This is a genomic window from Streptomyces sp. JNUCC 63, from assembly GCF_054366325.1.
Map to the genome: position 1 here is coordinate 8748246 of NZ_CM135963.1, position 16579 is coordinate 8764824.

The 16579-nt window shown below is 69.5% G+C and carries 21 protein-coding genes and 1 pseudogene; 15 read left to right on the forward strand and 7 right to left on the reverse strand.

Going from position 1 to position 16579, the window contains the following annotated elements; genetic code table 11:
- Window positions 1-113: 113 nt before the first annotated feature.
- Together ACX25U_RS41100 and ACX25U_RS41105 are read right to left on the reverse strand one after the other, a co-directional pair.
- Window positions 114-983 carry an alpha/beta fold hydrolase gene (locus ACX25U_RS41100; protein ID WP_454387748.1) on the reverse strand — a complete coding sequence of 290 codons (870 nt, stop codon included), beginning with the start codon at window positions 981-983 and terminating at the stop codon, window positions 114-116.
- A 26-nt stretch (window positions 984-1009) separates the two neighbouring features.
- Window positions 1010-1402, reverse strand: coding sequence for a hypothetical protein (locus tag ACX25U_RS41105; RefSeq protein ID WP_454387750.1), 393 nt, complete (start codon window positions 1400-1402; stop codon window positions 1010-1012).
- 155 nt (window positions 1403-1557) lie between these two features.
- Between ACX25U_RS41105 and ACX25U_RS41110 the strand changes: the two genes are divergently transcribed.
- A complete protein-coding gene (locus tag ACX25U_RS41110) occupies window positions 1558-2130 on the forward strand; it encodes a LysR family transcriptional regulator (RefSeq protein ID WP_454387752.1) in 573 nt (190 codons plus the stop codon).
- On the opposite strand, the gene ACX25U_RS41115 is transcribed toward ACX25U_RS41110, so the two are convergent.
- Complete coding sequence (locus ACX25U_RS41115; protein ID WP_454387754.1) at window positions 2060-2332, reverse strand: PfkB family carbohydrate kinase; 273 nt, start codon at window positions 2330-2332, stop codon at window positions 2060-2062. The genes ACX25U_RS41110 and ACX25U_RS41115 overlap by 71 nt on opposite strands.
- 98 nt (window positions 2333-2430) lie before the next feature.
- Between ACX25U_RS41115 and ACX25U_RS41120 the strand changes: the two genes are divergently transcribed.
- On the forward strand, window positions 2431-2892 hold the full coding sequence (locus ACX25U_RS41120) for an HIT family protein (protein ID WP_454387756.1): 462 nt from the start codon (window positions 2431-2433) through the stop codon (window positions 2890-2892).
- A 263-nt stretch (window positions 2893-3155) separates the two neighbouring features.
- Here ACX25U_RS41120 and ACX25U_RS41125 read toward each other — a convergent pair.
- From ACX25U_RS41125 to ACX25U_RS41140, 4 genes and pseudogenes are all read right to left on the reverse strand, one after another.
- Window positions 3156-3629 (reverse strand): annotated as a pseudogene (locus ACX25U_RS41125) (gluconokinase); the annotation flags it as partial.
- A gap of 232 nt (window positions 3630-3861) precedes the next feature.
- Window positions 3862-5025, reverse strand: a complete 1164-nt coding sequence (locus ACX25U_RS41130; protein ID WP_454387758.1) for an ISAs1 family transposase — start codon at window positions 5023-5025, stop codon at window positions 3862-3864.
- 155 nt (window positions 5026-5180) lie between these two features.
- Window positions 5181-5534 (reverse strand): helix-turn-helix domain-containing protein, encoded by a 354-nt coding sequence (locus ACX25U_RS41135; protein WP_454387759.1) that lies wholly within the window; start codon window positions 5532-5534, stop codon window positions 5181-5183.
- Window positions 5531-5914: a type II toxin-antitoxin system RelE/ParE family toxin gene (locus ACX25U_RS41140; RefSeq protein ID WP_454387761.1), complete on the reverse strand. Its 384-nt coding sequence runs from the start codon at window positions 5912-5914 to the stop codon at window positions 5531-5533. The genes ACX25U_RS41135 and ACX25U_RS41140 overlap by 4 nt, the downstream gene beginning before the upstream one ends.
- Window positions 5915-6353: 439 nt before the next feature.
- On the opposite strand from ACX25U_RS41140, the gene ACX25U_RS41145 reads away from it, so the two are divergent.
- From ACX25U_RS41145 to ACX25U_RS41205, 13 genes are all read left to right on the forward strand, one after another.
- Complete coding sequence (locus ACX25U_RS41145) at window positions 6354-7106, forward strand: multicopper oxidase domain-containing protein (RefSeq protein WP_454387763.1); 753 nt, start codon at window positions 6354-6356, stop codon at window positions 7104-7106.
- A gap of 337 nt (window positions 7107-7443) precedes the next feature.
- A complete protein-coding gene (locus ACX25U_RS41150) occupies window positions 7444-7893 on the forward strand; it encodes a hypothetical protein (RefSeq protein WP_454387765.1) in 450 nt (149 codons plus the stop codon).
- Between the two features lie 69 nt (window positions 7894-7962).
- A protein-coding gene (locus ACX25U_RS41155) for an IS3 family transposase (RefSeq protein ID WP_454386743.1) occupies window positions 7963-9155 on the forward strand; the annotation gives its coding sequence in 2 pieces (ribosomal slippage) (window positions 7963-8227 and window positions 8227-9155; 1194 coding nt in all).
- Between the two features lie 51 nt (window positions 9156-9206).
- On the forward strand, window positions 9207-9563 hold the full coding sequence (locus ACX25U_RS41160) for a multicopper oxidase domain-containing protein (RefSeq protein ID WP_454387767.1): 357 nt from the start codon (window positions 9207-9209) through the stop codon (window positions 9561-9563).
- Between the two features lie 193 nt (window positions 9564-9756).
- A complete protein-coding gene (locus tag ACX25U_RS41165) occupies window positions 9757-10200 on the forward strand; it encodes a hypothetical protein (protein ID WP_454387769.1) in 444 nt (147 codons plus the stop codon).
- The gene (locus tag ACX25U_RS41170) at window positions 10197-10403 is read left to right on the forward strand and encodes a hypothetical protein (RefSeq protein WP_454387771.1); all 207 of its coding nucleotides are present in this window, start codon (window positions 10197-10199) and stop codon (window positions 10401-10403) included. The genes ACX25U_RS41165 and ACX25U_RS41170 overlap by 4 nt, the downstream gene beginning before the upstream one ends.
- 10 nt (window positions 10404-10413) lie before the next feature.
- A complete protein-coding gene (locus tag ACX25U_RS41175) occupies window positions 10414-11352 on the forward strand; it encodes an AfsR/SARP family transcriptional regulator (protein ID WP_454387773.1) in 939 nt (312 codons plus the stop codon).
- 333 nt (window positions 11353-11685) lie between these two features.
- Window positions 11686-11898 (forward strand): hypothetical protein, encoded by a 213-nt coding sequence (locus ACX25U_RS41180; RefSeq protein WP_454387775.1) that lies wholly within the window; start codon window positions 11686-11688, stop codon window positions 11896-11898.
- Complete coding sequence (locus ACX25U_RS41185) at window positions 11895-12437, forward strand: Pvc16 family protein (RefSeq protein ID WP_454387777.1); 543 nt, start codon at window positions 11895-11897, stop codon at window positions 12435-12437. Before ACX25U_RS41180 ends, ACX25U_RS41185 begins: the two co-directional genes overlap by 4 nt.
- Window positions 12434-13027 (forward strand): hypothetical protein, encoded by a 594-nt coding sequence (locus ACX25U_RS41190; RefSeq protein WP_454387779.1) that lies wholly within the window; start codon window positions 12434-12436, stop codon window positions 13025-13027. Before ACX25U_RS41185 ends, ACX25U_RS41190 begins: the two co-directional genes overlap by 4 nt.
- A 21-nt stretch (window positions 13028-13048) precedes the next feature.
- Window positions 13049-15658 carry a phage tail sheath subtilisin-like domain-containing protein gene (locus tag ACX25U_RS41195; protein ID WP_454387781.1) on the forward strand — a complete coding sequence of 870 codons (2610 nt, stop codon included), beginning with the start codon at window positions 13049-13051 and terminating at the stop codon, window positions 15656-15658.
- Window positions 15659-15668: 10 nt separating this feature from the next.
- Window positions 15669-16106, forward strand: a complete 438-nt coding sequence (locus tag ACX25U_RS41200; RefSeq protein ID WP_454387783.1) for a phage tail protein — start codon at window positions 15669-15671, stop codon at window positions 16104-16106.
- Window positions 16107-16122: 16 nt separating this feature from the next.
- Window positions 16123-16575 (forward strand): phage tail protein, encoded by a 453-nt coding sequence (locus ACX25U_RS41205; RefSeq protein WP_454387785.1) that lies wholly within the window; start codon window positions 16123-16125, stop codon window positions 16573-16575.
- The last annotated feature ends 4 nt before the right edge of the window (window positions 16576-16579 follow it).

Sequence of the window (16579 nt, forward strand, 5' to 3'; positions counted from 1 at the left end):
GGACTGCACCACTGGGTTGCTTCTCGTCGGTCTCCGCCTCGGACACGGCCGGGCACTCGCGGCGGAACCACAGGCGCGCCCGGGCCGTGGTTTCGGGTCGGGGCGAAGGCTGCTCAGCCGGGGAGGCTGGTCCGTTCTTCGATTCGCTGCAGTGCGTGCTTGAGGTACTGCGCGAACCGCGGGTAGTTCTCGCTCATCGGGAAGTGCCCGATGTCCTTCATCTCGATGAATTCCGCGCCGCGGATCTGCTTGGCGGTGCGCTCGCCGTCCTCGGGGGTGGTGAGGTAGTCGTACTCGCCGGTGAGCATGATCACCGGGCACGCGTCGCCGTCGATGTCGCCGAGGCGGTCACGCAGGTCGTGGTCGACCGAGTAGAAGTACAGGTCGCCCTTGAACGCCTCGGACCCCTGGCTGTAGTAGAACCACGTGGCCCAGCGGTCCCGCTCCGGGGACTGCGGCGCCATGAGGTCCCACACACCGCTGGCGCACACCTGAGCCGCGTTGGCGTGCGGGTGCTGCCACCAGTCGAGGTAGAAGCCGGGCGAGTAGTCGGCGCCCTCGACCGGGATGACGGCCTTGAAGCGGTCCGGGTGGCGCAGCGCCAGTTGCAGTGCGACGTTGCCGCCGAAGGAGGAGCCCATGAAGATCGGGTCTTCCAGCCCGAGAGCGTCGCAGAATGCGGTGATGAATGCCACGAAGTGGTCGGCGGTGAGCTTGTACTCTTCCTTCCACCAGTCCGTATTCCGTGGCGGGTCGGACTTTCCGTGGCGGGTGAGGTCGTACGCGATGACGCGGTAATTGCTGGTGATCTCCTCGTCTTCCAGGAGATCGCGCCACTGGTGGTTGTGAGCGCCGGCGGTGTGCTGGCAGACGAGCGGCTGGCCCTCGCCGTTCTCCAGATAGAACACCTTGTACTCGACGCCTTCGACGTCAATGGTGACGTAGTGGCCGGTAACCGGAGAGATACGGGAGTTGTTGCTCATCGGTTTTCTTTCGGCGGAGTGATCGGTCAGCCCAACGGGCCGGTGACGCGCAGCAGTTCCAGCTGCCGGGTCAGGCAGCGCAGGTTCTGCATGAGGACCAGCAGGTCCCCCTCGAGCCGCATGCCCCGCCGGAAGGTGGCCGCCCAGATGCCGTGGTACATGGGACCGGGCGTCGGCTGGCAGAACCCCTGCCAGGTCTCGGCGGTCGCGCGGATCGCGAAGTCGTAGGCCACCAGCGGCTCCGGGTCGACGATCAGTTCTTCGATGCGCCCGTGGTGCACGCGGACGAGAAAGGAATGCTTCTCCATGTCGAGCAGGTAGCTGCACGAGAAATACTTCCCATGCGCCTGGATTTCCGCGTCGCCGTCACTGAGCTGACGGAACCGATCCACTGACTTCTGCGCCGTTGCTGTTGCCATTTACCTCTCCTCGGTAACGCCGATGTTTCCGCAAAGCTAATGCGGTGCGGCAATACGGTCCAATAAAAGTTCGCCCCGATCGATAGTCCAGGGCTATTGATGGAGTGGCGACATGCTTCTGTGCCAGCAGACGACCCGGCGGTATCACTCCGGCCATGGAGCTGGACCGGCGTCTGCTGAAGTACTTCACAGCCGTCGCCGAGGACCTGCACTTCGGACAGGCAGCACGGCACCTGCACATCTCTCAGCCTGCCCTCAGCGTCCAGATCCGCAAGCTGGAGCACATTTTCGGCGCGGAGCCGTTCCGCCGTACCAGCAGGCATGTCGAGCTGACCGCGGCTGGTGAGGCGGTCCTCATCGAGGCACGCAAGACGCCGGCTGCCGCAGACCGAACCATCGCTGCGGCGCGCAGCGCCGCCCGCGGCAAGGCGAGCCACTTGACGGTGGGGTTCGTGGCCAACGCTGCCACGGAGTTGACGCCTGCGATCCTCGAGGAGTTCGGCCGCCGGCACCCGCACGTCGACGTCCGGATACGCGGCGTGGCGTCCCGCGGGCCTCTCCCCCTGGGCACCCGGCGGTGCGATGCCGGGCGGCCCCGCGGAGGGGAGCCCCCTGTGCTCCAGGCAGCCGTCGTCGGTGGACGCGGCAGCGCGCGGCTCACCTCTGCTCGCGCGGATGGCGGGACTGCAGCAGGATGCAGGGGCCGGTGGGGGCGTCGTCGCACGTGATCCGGCTTCGCACCCCTTCTGTCCGCAGGCGCCGCTCGATGAGGTCTCCCACGCTGTCGCCGCCCAGACGGCCCGCCCACGTCACGTCCGCGCCGAGACGGACCGCGGCGACAGCGACGTTGCTCTCCGCTCCCCCGACCGAGAGCGTGAACGTCCGAAAGACGTCCAGAAGGCCGATCCGGTCAGCGGTGATACGTCCCATCGCCCCGCCGAAGGTGACGAGCCTCCCTCGCCGCACTCCCACGCGCAGGTCAGCCCGGTCAGGAGCGGCTCCGGGAGCGGTTGTCGCATGCTGTGTCCATGGGGTTGTTCGCCGGGGATCCGACCTGTGTCTTCTGCGGCATCCTCTCCGGCCGGGTGCCGGCCAGCCGCGTGTACGAGGACGAGCTGGTCCTGTCCTTCATGGACATCCACCCGGCTGCGCCCGGAGACCTCCTCGTCATCCCCAAGATGCACGCGGCAGGTCTGGAGAACATCGATGAGACCCTGATGGCCCATCTGTTCCGCGTCGTCCACCTGCTGGCGCGGGCTCTGCGGCGCTCGGGGCTGCCATGCGAGGGAGTGAACGTATTCCTCGCCGACGGTGAGGCCGCCGATCAGACGGTCTTCCACCTCCACGTGCACGTCTTCCCCCGCACCGCGGACGACCGGTTCCGCTTGGAGGTCAGGTGGCAGGAGCGGTCCCGTGCCGCCCTCGACCACGACGCCGTACTGATCAGAGCGCGCCTGAGCCGCGGCGAAGACCGCCGTGGAACTCCCTGACGTGCTGACGTGCCGGGCGGCGGGGCGGGCTGCTCACCGCACCTGCCAACGCCGAATCGCCGACGTTCCGGGTCTTCGCCGTGATCTGCGCTCTCGGCGTGGTGTTCGTCGCCCAGTGGGTCCCCGAGACGCGCGGCCGTCACGCCGACGAGGTGGGTGAGGACCTCCGCCGGCGGTGGAACGTGCGGGCGAAGTGACCTCCGTGCGCGGAGCGCGTGCCCGGGGTGGGGCTGCTCGTCCGGGGTGACGGCGGAGGACCGTCCCAGGTCGCGCAGCACGTCCACGACGCGGTCGGTGATCTCCTCGGGGCCGCCCGACACGTCCACCGTGACCCCCGCCTCGTCCGGCTCCAGCGGCTGGAGCGCGGCGAGCCGGGAGCCGAGCGGCGTCGTGCGCGTGAAGTGCCCCCGCAGGCGGGCCGGCCGCTCCTCGACGCGGGCGCGGTCGCCCGTGAGGTGCACGAACACGATGCCGGGAGCCGCGGCCCGCACCCGGTCGCGGCAGGCCCTCCTCGGCGCCGAGCCGCCGATCACCCCACCGAGCCCCGCCCGCCCGCACGCCCAAGCGCCGATCGCGTCCAGCCAGGGCCGGCGGTCCTCGTCGGTGAGCGGCACACCGGCCGACATCCTGGCGATGCCGGCCCGCGGGCGGAAGCCGTCGCCCGCGGCGTACGGAACGCCGAGCCGGGCCGCGGACAGGACACCGACGGTGGTCCTGCCGGTGCCCGCGGCGCCCATGACCACCACGACCCGGGGGGCGTGTGCGCGATGCCGGACCCCCAGATGCTGCGGGGAGCCCTCGCCGTAAAGAGTGTCGGTGACGGTGGCGCCGAGCGGAGCAAAGGCAAGGCAGCAGGCGATCCCGTCGAAGTGGAGGCAGGGTCGGCGGATGATGCGCGGGAAGGTGCCCAGCCGACTCAGGCTGCGTCGGTGCGGCAGGGTCCTTTGCATGATCGGGTTCTGTCCGGGTTCATCCGGTGAGACCGAGGGAGGCCAGGGGGCGGTGGTAGTCGCGGGCGGCCTGGCGGAGGGCGGCGGCGATGTTGGTGTGGCCGCCCTGGCGATGGACGCCGATGGCGAGGTTGCGCAGTCCGGCCATGACCCGGGGAAGACGGCCGGTGCGGATCTTGGAGTCGTCTTCGCGGAAGGTGCGGTCCCGGACGTGGTGGAGAAGATTTTCGATCTTCCAGTGGCCGCGGATCCAGGCGGCGAGTTGGGCGCCGGTCGCGGCGCCGGGCGGCAGGCTGGTGATCAGGTAGACGCGTTCGATGGTGAGCTTGCCGGTGGTGAAGTCCTGCCTCCAGCGCACGACTTGGAGGGCCTGCTGAGCGTCGGGGTAGTCGAGGTGAGCGAAGGCAGCGGTCTTCAGGCGCCGGATCTCGTGGCGGTGGTGGGCCCGGGCGCGGTCGTAGTGGTCGAGAACGATATCGCGCCAGGGCAGACGGCGGACCGTGTCGAACAGACCGGGGTGGTTGGCCTTGACCTGCGCGATGTAGTGGGCGCCGCGGCCTCGGAGGTAGGTGCCGTGGGCGTGCTGGGTGTGCAGGGCGTCGGCGGTGATGACAGTGCCGGTGAGGTCGATGCTGTCCAGCAGCGGGGCGAAGGCGGGGATCTCGTTGCTCTTGTCGGCGACCTGCCGTTGAGCGAGGACGCTTCCGGTGTGGTCCATCGCGGCGAGCAGGGCGACGGCCGGGATGGTGGCGGTGCGCGAGCCGCGCAACACTTTCCCGTCGACCGCGATGGCCCGCAGCCCGGAGCTGTCCGGCGCGGCGCGGGCGGTGAGGAAGGCGCCCACCGCTTGGTCCAGGGCATCACCGTCGAGTTGGACCAGCAGGCGGCGCAGGGTGTGGGGGTGCGGGACGGACACCGTGCCGGTCAGCGGGTCGACCGGGAAGCCGAGGGCCCGGCAGGCCCACGCGGGAGCGTCGGATATCCACTCGGTGATCGCGGTCAGCGACCGGGCACCGGCCGGCACACTCGCTGCGGCAGCGGCCACCAGCGCGGACAGCGGATAGCGACGGCCGCGGACACCTCGCGGATCAGGCACCAGGCCCAGAAATCCGGACAGACGGACCGCGTCCGCCAGCGGGGCCGGGGCGGAAGCCCGGGCCAGTTGGCCCAGGCCGGCGGGCATGAGGGAAGATGCAGGAGCAGGCACGGACTCGCCAAGTGTTCATGGGACTTCGACACTCACATGATCACCGAGACCGTGCCTGTACTGCGTTCACTCCCTGTCCGAACGGGGACACTCTGCCTGTTTCCATGCCACTCCGGCGAACCGGACGAAGCTCAATCTTGCAAGGGACCCTGGTCGGTGCGGTGCGCGGTGAAAGTCACCTGGGTGTCGTCGTTGTCGAGGGCGATGTTCAGAGTCGCGTCCAAAGCCGTGGCCAGCTTGGCGAGGAGCGGCAGCGTGGGGACGGTGTCGGAGCCTTCGATCCGGGAGATCTTCGCCTGGGTGAGGCCCGCGCGGTCGGCCAGTTCAGTCTGGGTGAGCCCGAGCTCGGTGCGCCGGTTGTACACAGCTTTCGCCAAGGCCATGGACAGCCGGATCTCGCGACGGGCCTCGACCACGTCCTCCGGCTCGGTAAAGCCCTCGGCGAGCTTACGCTCGCGCAGGGTCTTCCAGCGGCTGTGGCTCATTGCTCCACCTCTCCTTCCTCGATGGTGCGGGTGAACTCCTCGTGGGCCGGATCGTGTTCGGCCTCGCATACCTTCTGCGCGAGTTTGGCACGCCTGACCTCGGTTTCCTCCCGCATTCTCGTCTTGCGGAAGACGGTCAGCAGGACAGCCGTGCGGTTCGGGGTGAGCCAGTACGTGATGCGTATGGCAGCGCCGTCGAGGGTCGGACGCAGCTCCCGGACTCCGTCGCCGAGATAGCGGGCGTAAGGCTCGCCGAGCGCGGCGGCGTGTTCGGCGAGCAGTCCGACATATTCGTCGATCCTGAGGAAGTGCTTGGCCGGCAGGGCCTCCAGCCAGTCCCGCACCTCGGGCTCGAGCTCGATGGTGAAGAGTGCATCCACCTCCACAACATTATATGTCGCCTACGACATATTCAAGGCAGCGTTGGCACAGCGGAGCGAAGAAGGTGAACGCGCCGAAGACCGGATGGCTGCCTGCGGAGGCGATACGCCAGGCCATCGTGGGGGTGCGCTGGTCGGGAGCAGCCTGGTGGGCCGGGTGCTTACCGCTGTGCCACGCGAGGGAGGCCGGTGGCAGAACGTATCGGGTGTCGACCTCGTCACCAAAGGCGACCGGTGGGTGGTGGTTTCCGCCGCCGGCAGAGCCGCGCCGTGCGCGATGCGGCTCCGTGCGCCGGGCATTGCGGCTGTCCCGACCAGCGGCATCAGGTTCCGCCATGGCCGTTTACATGTCTTACGTGATGAAACTGGGATATATGGTGCGACGTCGGAGTGCCTGGCATCAGCCGGGTGCGTCCTGGGACCGGGAAGAGAGCAGACCGTGCAGATCACTCGTCGCGATGTTCTCAAGCTGGGTGGCCTGACTTTGCTGGCCGGGGGCGGCGCCAGTGCGGTCTCCGCCCGTGCCTCCACGGCGTCGTCCGCCTTGCCCGATGCCTCGGGCAAGGCGGATTACACGGTGCGGATCGCGACCGGGCTCGTCGAGCTCGCGCCGGACACGATCGTGTCCACCACGACGTACAACGGACAGTTCCCCGGCCCGCTGCTGCGGTTCACCGAGGGCCGCCCGGTCGTGGTCGACGTCCACAACGACACCGGCACCCCCGAGCTGCTCCACTGGCACGGCCAGCGGGTTCCCGCCGAAGTGGACGGGGCCGCGGAGGAGGGCACCCCGTACATCCCCGCGCACGGGATGCGGCGCCTGTCGTTCACGCCCGGACCGGCCGGTTTCCGCTTTTACCACACCCATGTGGCGGCACATGATGACCTGGCCCGGGGTACCTACACCGGTCAGGCGGGCCCGGTCTACATCGAGCCGAAAGCCCACCTCGGCGCCTACGACCAGGAGGCCTTCCTGGTGCTGAAGGAGTTCGGGCCCGCCTTCAGCCAGGGCGGGGACATGGCCCAGAACTTCCTGGCCGGCTCCGAGGTGCCGTACCTGAAGCGCAGGGGCGAGAAGGCGATGGCCGACTCGCTGGCCCGGGGCATGCCGCACGGCTACGAGGTCGGCTACACCGCCTTCAGCGTCAACGGCCGCAAACTGGGCCACGGCCCGCCCCCGCGTTCGACGTAATTCGTCTCGCCTGGAGGCGCGAAGTACCAGCTGACCTGCTGACTCTCCACTTGCGGCCCGAATCGCCCGTTTCTCTAGGCATAGAGAAACGGGCAGGTCAGCGGCCTGGCCGATCGGGCCAACGGGCCAACAATGGGACGAAGAACGGTGGAGACAAACCCCTTTAAAGCGGGGCAAGTTGGCGACCGCAGGGCGAGGTCCGTGCTCGACGCCCTATCGTCGATCGCGGGACGGCTTGGCGACGGCATTCGGCCAGGTCCTCGGAGACCGCACCGGAGAGCCTCGCCACCTGCGGAAACGCGAGCGCCTAGAGAAACGACCTGGGGCAGCCGAGAAGGTGAAGCCGCAGGCCAGCGGGCATGCCGTTGCTCCAGAGGCTCCGAATTACGTCGAACCCCGGCCGCCGATCAAGGTCAAGTCCGGGCAGCGCGTGCTGTTCCACGTCCTCAACGCCAGCGCCACCGAGATCCGCAGCCTGGCCCTGCCCGGCCACACCTTCAAAGTGGTCGCCCTCGACGGCAACCCGGTACCCCGCCCGGCCGACGTGCCGGTGCTGTGGATCGGCACCGCCGAACGCGTTTCGGCCCTGGCGGAGATGAACCATCCGGGCGTGTGGGTACTGGGAGACCTGGCCGACGACGACCGGAAGAACGGCATGGGCACCGTGGTCGAGTACGCCGGCCGTACAGGTTCCCCGCAATGGACGGCACCGCCCCCATCCAAATGGGACTACCGCACCTTCGCCCATTCCGGCGCCACCACCCAGCGGCCCGACCACACTTTTTGAGCTGCACTGATCTTCGTGGAGTCCCTGAAGCCTGGGTTACGCTTCCAGGCGTAAGGAGAACCACGAGCAGTGCCAGCACCCCGTAAATACCCCGATGAACTCCGTGAGCGTGCCGTGCGCGAGGTCCGCTCGACGGGACGCCCGGTTGCCCACGTCGCCCGCGAGCTCGGCATCCACAAGGAGGCTCTGCGGTCCTGGGTCCGCCAGGCTGAGGCCGACGCCGGCGAGCGCGACGACCGCCTCACCAGTGCTGAACGCGACGAGCTGAAGGAACTCCGCAAGGAGAACGCCGAGTTGAGGCGGGCCAACGAGATCCTCAAGGCCGCCAGCGTGTTTTTTGCCCAGGAGATCGACCGTCCCCGGACGAGGCCGAGCAGGTGATCGACCATCTGCGCGACAAGGGCCTCGGGGTCGATCCCGTCTGCCGGGTGCTGGACCTGTCCCCGTCGACGTACTTCGCCCGTAAGACGCGGCCGAAGTCGGCCCGCCGCCTCCGCGACGAGGAGCTGATTCCGCTGGTCACGGCGGTGTGGGAGGACTCCGGCCGCACCTACGGCGCCCGCCGGGTCACCCGCGCGCTGGTCCGTGCCGGACACCAGGTGGCCCGGTGCACGGTGGAGCGGTTGATGCGCGAGCTCGGCATCGAGGGCGTCATCCGTGGCCGGCGGCGCCGCACCACGGTCCCGGAGCCGTCCGCGCCGCGCCCGCCGGACCTGGTCAACCGCCGGTTCGCCGCTGAGCGGCCGAACCAGCTGTGGCTGGCCGATCTGACCTACATCCGCACCTGGTCGGGCTGGGTCTACGTGGCGTTCGTCCTGGACGCGTACTCCCGCCGGATCGTGGGCTGGCAGGCCGCCACCCACATGCGCGCGGACCTGCCGCTGGACGCGCTGGAGATGGCGCTGTGGCGGCAGAAGATCAAGAAAGACGCCGACCTGATCCATCACAGCGACCGCGGGTCGCAATACGTGTCCATTCGGTATACGGAGCGTCTCGCCGAGGTCGGCGCCTCCGCGTCGGTCGGCTCCGTCGCGGACTCGTACGACAATGCGATGGCCGAGGCCCTGAACGGCACGTTCAAGGCCGAGTTGATCGACCATCAGGGGCCGTGGCGGGACTTCGACGAGGTCGAGCGGGCCGTCTTCCAGTGGGTCGCGTGGTACAACGGTGAACGGCTCCACTCCGCCCTCGGCTACGTGCCCCCCGACGAGTACGAACAGGCGTACTGGACGAGACAGGAGCAAGTCCCGCAGACCGCTTGATCACACGATCGCGGACTCCACGAAAGTCGGGGCAGCTCATTTGGCTTTCTGGTGAAGAAGCGCAACGCCGCCGACAAGGGATTCAACATCTGGGCCCTCAACGGCGTCCCGTTCAACATGGACACCAACAAGCCGGTCCTGGACATCGAGCACGGCAGGCGCTACCGGATGCGGTTCCGCAACGCCACCGACGACATCCACCCCCTCCACCTGCACCGCCACACCTTCGAGGTCACCCACATCGCCGGCACCCCCACCCACGGCCTGAACAAGGACGTCGTCATGCTCGGCGGCTACCAGATGCTCGACTTCGACTTCACCGCCGACCAGCCGGGACTGTCCCTGTTCCACTGCCACCAGCAGCTCCACATGGACTATGGGTTCATGACCCTGCTGCACTGCTCCTGACCGTTCCTAATCAGTGAGCAGGAGTGAGCCTTGGACCCAAACCTGCGCAACTGGCGCATCCCGAACGGTTGTGGATGCACTGGTCGCCCGCGTTCGCCCACTCGATAATGGCCCCTCCCGCCCCCGTTCCCTCGAGGGAAAGGTGACCATTCCGAGTTTCCGTTGATCGCCGTGTGAGTCGCTCGGGTGGGTGATGTGGCGTCATCTGGCCGCGCTGGCCGGCGACAGCAGAGAAGCGTCGGCGGTGCTTTGTGTCTCCTCCGGGGAGGGACCCACCGATGCTTCTGGACCCGAGCGTACCCGCGTCGCTGCTTGCCGTGTCGGAGTTGGTGCGGGGCAGCTTCACCACCCCCGGGCCGTCGAACGGACCGTCCTGTTCAGCCTGTACTGTTACGCAATCACCGTCGTCCGGTACACGCTGCACGGCCACCACCCCCGCGATGCCGCCGAGCGCCGCGAGCGCGCCCCCTGGTGCTCCACCAAGGCCGACCCGTCCGTGGCGGACATGGCCGCCAAGCTCCGCCGGGTCATCATCGCCGCCCGTTTTTCGCCCATCTGCCCAGGCCGGCCCACCGATCAGGAAATCCGCGCCGTCCAGCAGACATGGGCCGCAGCCGGTCTCGACACCACCGTGTGATCACCCACGCCTGTCAGAAAGCCGAAAGCCGAGTGGCTCAACCGGTTCGTCAATTCGCTTCCGGATCAGGCGACTCGGCCTCGATCCATGAACTCGAAATGCGCAACCGGTCCATTTCGGCCGTTCCGCTGCCGCCGCGCGGCAATCCGGAGTACTTTGCCGATGCGCGTACTGGCCGGGGGGAGGCCGCGGATGACGCCTGAAGTACCAGCGATGCTCGATCTGGGTCATCAAGCCACGACATCAGCGATACACGACGCGGGTGCCCGTGCCTTCCGACCGGGTTCGCGCGCGCTGAGCCTCAAGCTGCTCGGGCCGCCCTGTGTGGTCTTCGAGGGCGAACCGGTCCGGCTGTCGCCGGGGACCACCCTGCTGTGCGCGTACCTCGCACTCGGGCCGCAGGACGGTCGGCCGCGGTCCACCGCCGCGGCCCATCTGTTCGGGGACTGCTCCGACCGGCTGGCCCGCCGTCGTCTCAACACCGCGCTGTGGCGCCTGAGGGGCGAGGTCCGCTCGAGCACGGGCCTCGAGATCGTGACCGACGACGACTGGAGGACGGTGGCCCTGAGTCCTCATGTCGGCGTCGTCACCGACGCGGCCACGTTCCAGGCACTGATCGAGCCGGTCCTGCGGGTGCCGCCGGCCGACCTCGACGACGCGGACGTCGCCCGTCTGCACAACGCCGTGTCGCTGCGCAGGGGCCAGCTCCTCGAGACCTGCCAGGACGACTGGGTGATGACCCCCCGGTACCGGATCGACAACCTCTATCTCACCGCGCTCGATTACCTGATCCGCCATCACGGCGCGCGCCGTGACGTCCCGGCGATCACCGAGTACGGCGAGCGTGCCCTGGAACTGGAGCCGCTGCGTGAGGACCTGCACCGGCACCTGATCCGCGCCTACGGGGCAGCCGGACGGACGGACCTGGCGGAGCGGCAGTTCGAGCGGTGCCGTGCCGTCCTTCTCCAGGAACTGGGCGTCGATCCCATGCCGGAGACGGTCGCAGCTTACGCGCGGGTGCGCGGCGGGACGGCCGAACGGTCGGTGACCGTGGCGGCACTGGTCGCCGAGCTCGAACGGGCCCGGCGGGACGTCGTCCGTCTGGCCGCCGCCGTGGACCGGGTACTCGACCAGCTCCGCGGCATGCCCTGAGCGCGCCCTGCCGGGCCTGCGCGGGTGCGCACCGGCGCCCACGGGCGAGGCGCGCCCGATGACGCGGCGGGGGGGCCGAAGCCGCCGTCGCCGCCCAGACCCTCCGTCCTCGCCCAACCGAACTGCTTCCTGCGCCCGTTCGAGGGAAACACCGAGCGCGACGTCGCTCCACCGCCCCGACCGCCGGGCCCGGTCACCGGATCATCGCACACCGCCGGTCACCGCCGCGCCGCCCCGCAGGAGCGGACCGCACGGTGATGGGCCCGTGATACGTGCGTGGTCGTCCCGTGAGTGCGCAGCGCCACGCTGAGTCCACGACAGAAGGGTCGCGACGTGGTGCTGAAGGGTTGGAGACGCCGTTTCCTGATCGATGTCTGGGCTGAGCCGAGGGACATCGCCGGCCTCCCAGCTGTCGTGCGCGCCCGCATCCGGGACCTCACCACCGACGAGGAGCAGTACATGGGGTCGATCGCCGAGATCGAGCAAGTCATCGAGGCCAGGCTCGACGAGGACGACGTGACCCCGCGCCGTTGGGAGCGGCCGTGATCACCGAGATCAGCGACGCGCTGCGCGACGTCATCCACCTGGCCACTCCCGACTACGGGAAGTGGATGGTCCTGCACTCGCTCTCGCAGGCCGACAAGACGCCGGTGCCGGAGGCGAAGGGCATCCTCGCGCTCATCGCCGTCGGGGAGCACGACCATCTGCGCAATCGACCGCTCACCGAAGGAGCGGCCGGGCTGGTCCGCGCGCCCCTGGCGCTGAAGCTGCACTACCTGGCCACCTTCATCGGCGACCACGACGAGGCCCAGCACCGCCTGGCCCGGATCGTGCAGGCCTTCCACACCACGCCGATCCTGCGCCCGCCGGTGCTCGCGCCGCCGCTGTCCGACGAGGTCGGCACCGTCACGATCCGCCTGGTCGGCCCCACGCACGAGCAGCGCAACCAGATCTGGGGAGCACTGGGCCGACCGGGTCGGCTCGCGCTGTTCTACGAGGTGGACGTCGCAACGGTCCCGGTGCTGCAACAGGACGGCGCGGGCCGCGTGGTGGAGCACCGCGTCGAGTACGTGAGGACGCCATGACCCTTGCGACGTCCACCACCCGACTGCGGCACCACGTGCGTCTGGTGCACGCCTCCACCGGCGCCCCGATCGGCCCGCTCACCGCGCGGCTCACCGAGGCACACCACGGGTGGGCCGCCCGGACGGTCCCCGACGGCGTCGTCGTCACTGCGCGTACGGACATCGCCGATCCGCCCGCTCCCCTGCACCTGGCCGTCACGGTCACGGACGGCGTCCTGGCGCAGCTGCTCGTGTTCCCGCCGTCGCCGGATCTGCCGCCGCACACCCTGGTGGTCGCCCTCACCGCACCCGAGATCGAACAACCGCTGCACCCTGTCCCGATGCCCCTGACCGTCACCCTCGTGACGCCGTCCACGGCCACTGGCCCCAGCACGGGGAAGACGGTCACCGCCCGGGCCACGACGGGCCCGGCCCCGAAGCCCACCATCGCGCTGCCCGAAGTCGAGCCCGGCGTCTACGTCTCGGCCCCGAACGAATGGACGGCCGCCTTCACCCCGGCGGAACTGCTGGTCGACGGCCATGTGCTGCGCACCGTTTCACTGAACGGGCTGTCCGCCTCGCCTCGCATCCGACTGGTCGACACGACATGAACGAAGAGCTGAGGAGGACCCGTGACGTATCTATCGCCCGGCGTGTACACCGAGGAGGTCCCGGCGGGGCCGCAGCCGATCGCCGCCGCACCGACCAGTGTGGTGGCCGTACTCGGCACGACACGTAAGGGGCCGGTGCTCCGGCCGACACGGGTCACCGGCTGGGCCGACTACGTCCGGATGTTCGGCGACCCGACCTCGCGTGGCCTCACCGGCGAGTCCGTCTTCGGCTTCTTCGAGAACGGCGGACCGGCGGCCTGGGTGGTCCGGGTGGATCCCTCGACCGCGGCGTCCTGGAAGGTCTTCGACGCGTCCGGGAGGGAGAGTTTCGCCGTCACCGCCGGCTCGCCCGGCACCTGGGGGACGGCACTGGGCATCGGCGTCCGGCCCGACGCGTCCCGGGCCTCCGGGATCTTCTACCACGCCGCCACGACGGGCGCCACGGTCGAGGTGACCGACACCGGCACCTTCACCGTGCAGGTGCCGTCCACGACCGGGCTGCGGCCCGGTGACGACCTGGTGCTCGTGCCCGTTCCCGCCTCGGATGCGGTGAGCGCGCCGGTGGCCGCGACCGTCGTCTCGCTGGCCCCGACCGCCATCGAGCTGACCGCCGCCGGTTCGGCGTCGCTGGCCGCCGGCTCGGTCGTCGCGAGCGCTCTGGCGAACACCAGGACGACACTCTTCCTGCCGTCCGGCAACGGTTTCCGCAAGGGAGACGTGGTCGTCCTCACCGCCCCGAACGGCGGGCGCGCGGGCGCGCTGGTGACGGACGTCGTCACCGCGGGGGCCTCGGTCACGCTCACGCTGGACAGCGCGCCGGGCGCCGTTCCCGGGGCCGCCTTCGTGCTCCGCCGGGCCGACTTCCCGGCTGTCGCCACCGTCACCGGTTCCCCGACGGGCACCCCGCCCAAGACCAACGTGGCCCTGTCGGCGCTGACCTTCGCGCGTCCCCGCACCGCCCCGATCGCCGCCGATCTGTCGGCCTCCGCACCGCAGAGCGCCGCCGCCCGGATCACGACGGCCGACGGCCGCAGCGCGGAGTGGACGGTCAACCGGTTCGAGGTGGTGGGCGCCACGCCGCCGCCGAGCGGACCCGTCACGGTGAACGCCCCGGTGTTCGCGGTGCTGCTGGCGGACACCGGGCTGAGCGTCACCGGCCTGACCGTCGCCCACGTCTCCGCGAGCTACGGCTTCCTGCCCACCGGAGCGAAGGTCACGTACACCGGCGCCGGCGCCACCGCGGTCGTCGCCACGCGCACGGCAGGCGGCTTCAGCCTGTCCCCCTCCCCCGACCCGAAGCACACCTACACCGACGCCTCCTTCACCCTGCAGGCCGACGCGGACGCCGGCATCGCCGTCCGCTGTGCCGTCGAGCCGCGGATCGGTGACCGGCTCGCGATCGACACGGCCTTCGCGCCGATCACCGACGTCCTCCACCACGGCGGCGACACCTACGTGCTGCGCTTCGGCGGCGGCACGACCGTCGGGAACACCGGCCAGACACGGTTCGGACTTTTCGCGGTCGAGAGTGCTGCCGTGGCGGCCGAACGGTTCACGCTCTCGGTGACGGTGGAGGGTGCCGTCACCGAGACCTTCGACGGACTGTCGCTCAGCCCCGACCACCCCGCGTACTTCGCCAAGGACGGTGTGGTGAACGGGGTTTCGGCACTCGTCACCGTCGCGCCACGCGGTGCCGCAGCCCCCGTCCCGTCGCCGGCATCCGCACCGTTCTACGTCGCGGCGGACAGGATCGGCGCGGACAAGCCCGCGACCAACGACGACTTCCGCAGGGGCCTGGCCAGGCTGGAGGAGGTGGACGAGCCCGCGATGGTGATCTGCCCGGACCTCGTCACCGTCGAGGATCCGCTCTTCCAGGCCGACCTCGTGGGCCAGATCGTCGCCCACTGCGAGAACTTCCGCCGGTTCGCCGTGATCGACACCCCGGACGAGGACGACGACTCCGCGCTGCTCGCCTGGCGCGCCAAGACATTGTCGTCCACCCACGCGGCGGCCTGCGCGCCGCACCTGCGGATCGTCACCGTCGACCCGGAATCGCAGGAGAGGTTCACCACGGTGCCGCCGTCGGGTTTCGTGGCCGGTGTCATCGCCCGGACCGACCGGCTGCGCGGCGTCCACAAGGCTCCGGGCAACGAGGTCGTGACCGGCGTCGTCGGACTGTCGCGGACCTACACCCAGCGCCGGCAGGACCTGCTCAACCCCGGTGGCGTCAACCTGATCCGGGCCTTCCCGGGCCGTGGCACCCGGCTGTGGGGGGCCCGCAACGCCACCGACGACACCACCTGGCGCTACATCAACGTCCGCCGGCTGTTCAACATGATCGAGACGTCGATCGACCGCGCTCTGCAGTGGGTCGTCTTCGAGCCGAACACCGCGCAGACGTGGATCCGCATCAAGGTCTCGGTGGAGAACTTCCTCGACCAGCAGTGGCGGGCCGGCGCACTCGCCGGGACCAAGCCCGAGCAGGCCTACCGGGTGCGCGTGGGCCTCGGCGAAACCATGACCGAGACCGACATCGACCTGGGCCTGGTCATCACCGAGGTGGCCGTCGCCCCGGCCAAACCCGCCGAGTTCGTCGTGGTCCGGTTCAGCCAGAAGCGACTGTCCGAGTAGGAGTTGACGCATGTATCCCATGACCACCCTGCATTTCGCGGTGAGCTGGGGGGACCGGCAGCAGACCTCGAGCTTCTCCGAGGTCAGCGGCCTGACGATGGAGGCCGAGGTCATCGAGTACCGGGGCGGCGCCGACCCCCAGTTCTCCACCCACAAACAGCCGGGCCTGCGCAAGTTCTCGAACGTCACGATGAAGCGGGGCGTCGCCCCCGCCGAGGCCGGGAACGGGCTGTTCGAGTGGTACAACTCGATCACGGTCGGCTCCGTGGACCGCCGCGACGTCACGGTAAGCCTCCTCAACGAGGAGCGGGACCCGGTGATGACGTGGAAGATCAGGGAGGCCTGGCCGGTGAAGCTGGAAGGCCCGGGCCTGAAGTCCACGGGCACCGATGTCGCCATCGAATCGGTCGAGTTCGCCTGCGAAGGCATTCAGATCGAAACCCGGTGACATCGTGCTGCCCCCGTTGGCATCGTCCCTCGTCACGCCGTTCACCACGGCGCATTTCGTCCTGGCCATCGACGGCCTCACATCGGTGAACTTCGCCAAGTGCAGCGGGCTGGCCGGGGAGGTCGGCGTGGAGGAGTACCAGGAGGGCGGCGAGAACCGGTTCGCCCACCGGTTTCCCAGCCGGGCGTCCTTCCCGAACCTGGTGCTCAGCCAGGGCGCGGGGCCGATGCAGGAACTGTGGGACTGGTTCGCCGAGTTCCACGTCACCGGGCTGGTGGCACCGCGGGACGGCAGCGTCGTCCTGATGAGTTCCGTCGACGGGGCGATCACCCCGGTCCGGGTATGGGCGTTCACCAGGGGCTGGCCCGCCAAGCTCACGGGCCCGGACCTGGACGCGCAGTCGTCCGCGGTGGCGGTCGACGTCATCGAGATCGCCCATCACGGACTGTCCCTGAAGAAAGTGCTCTGAGAAG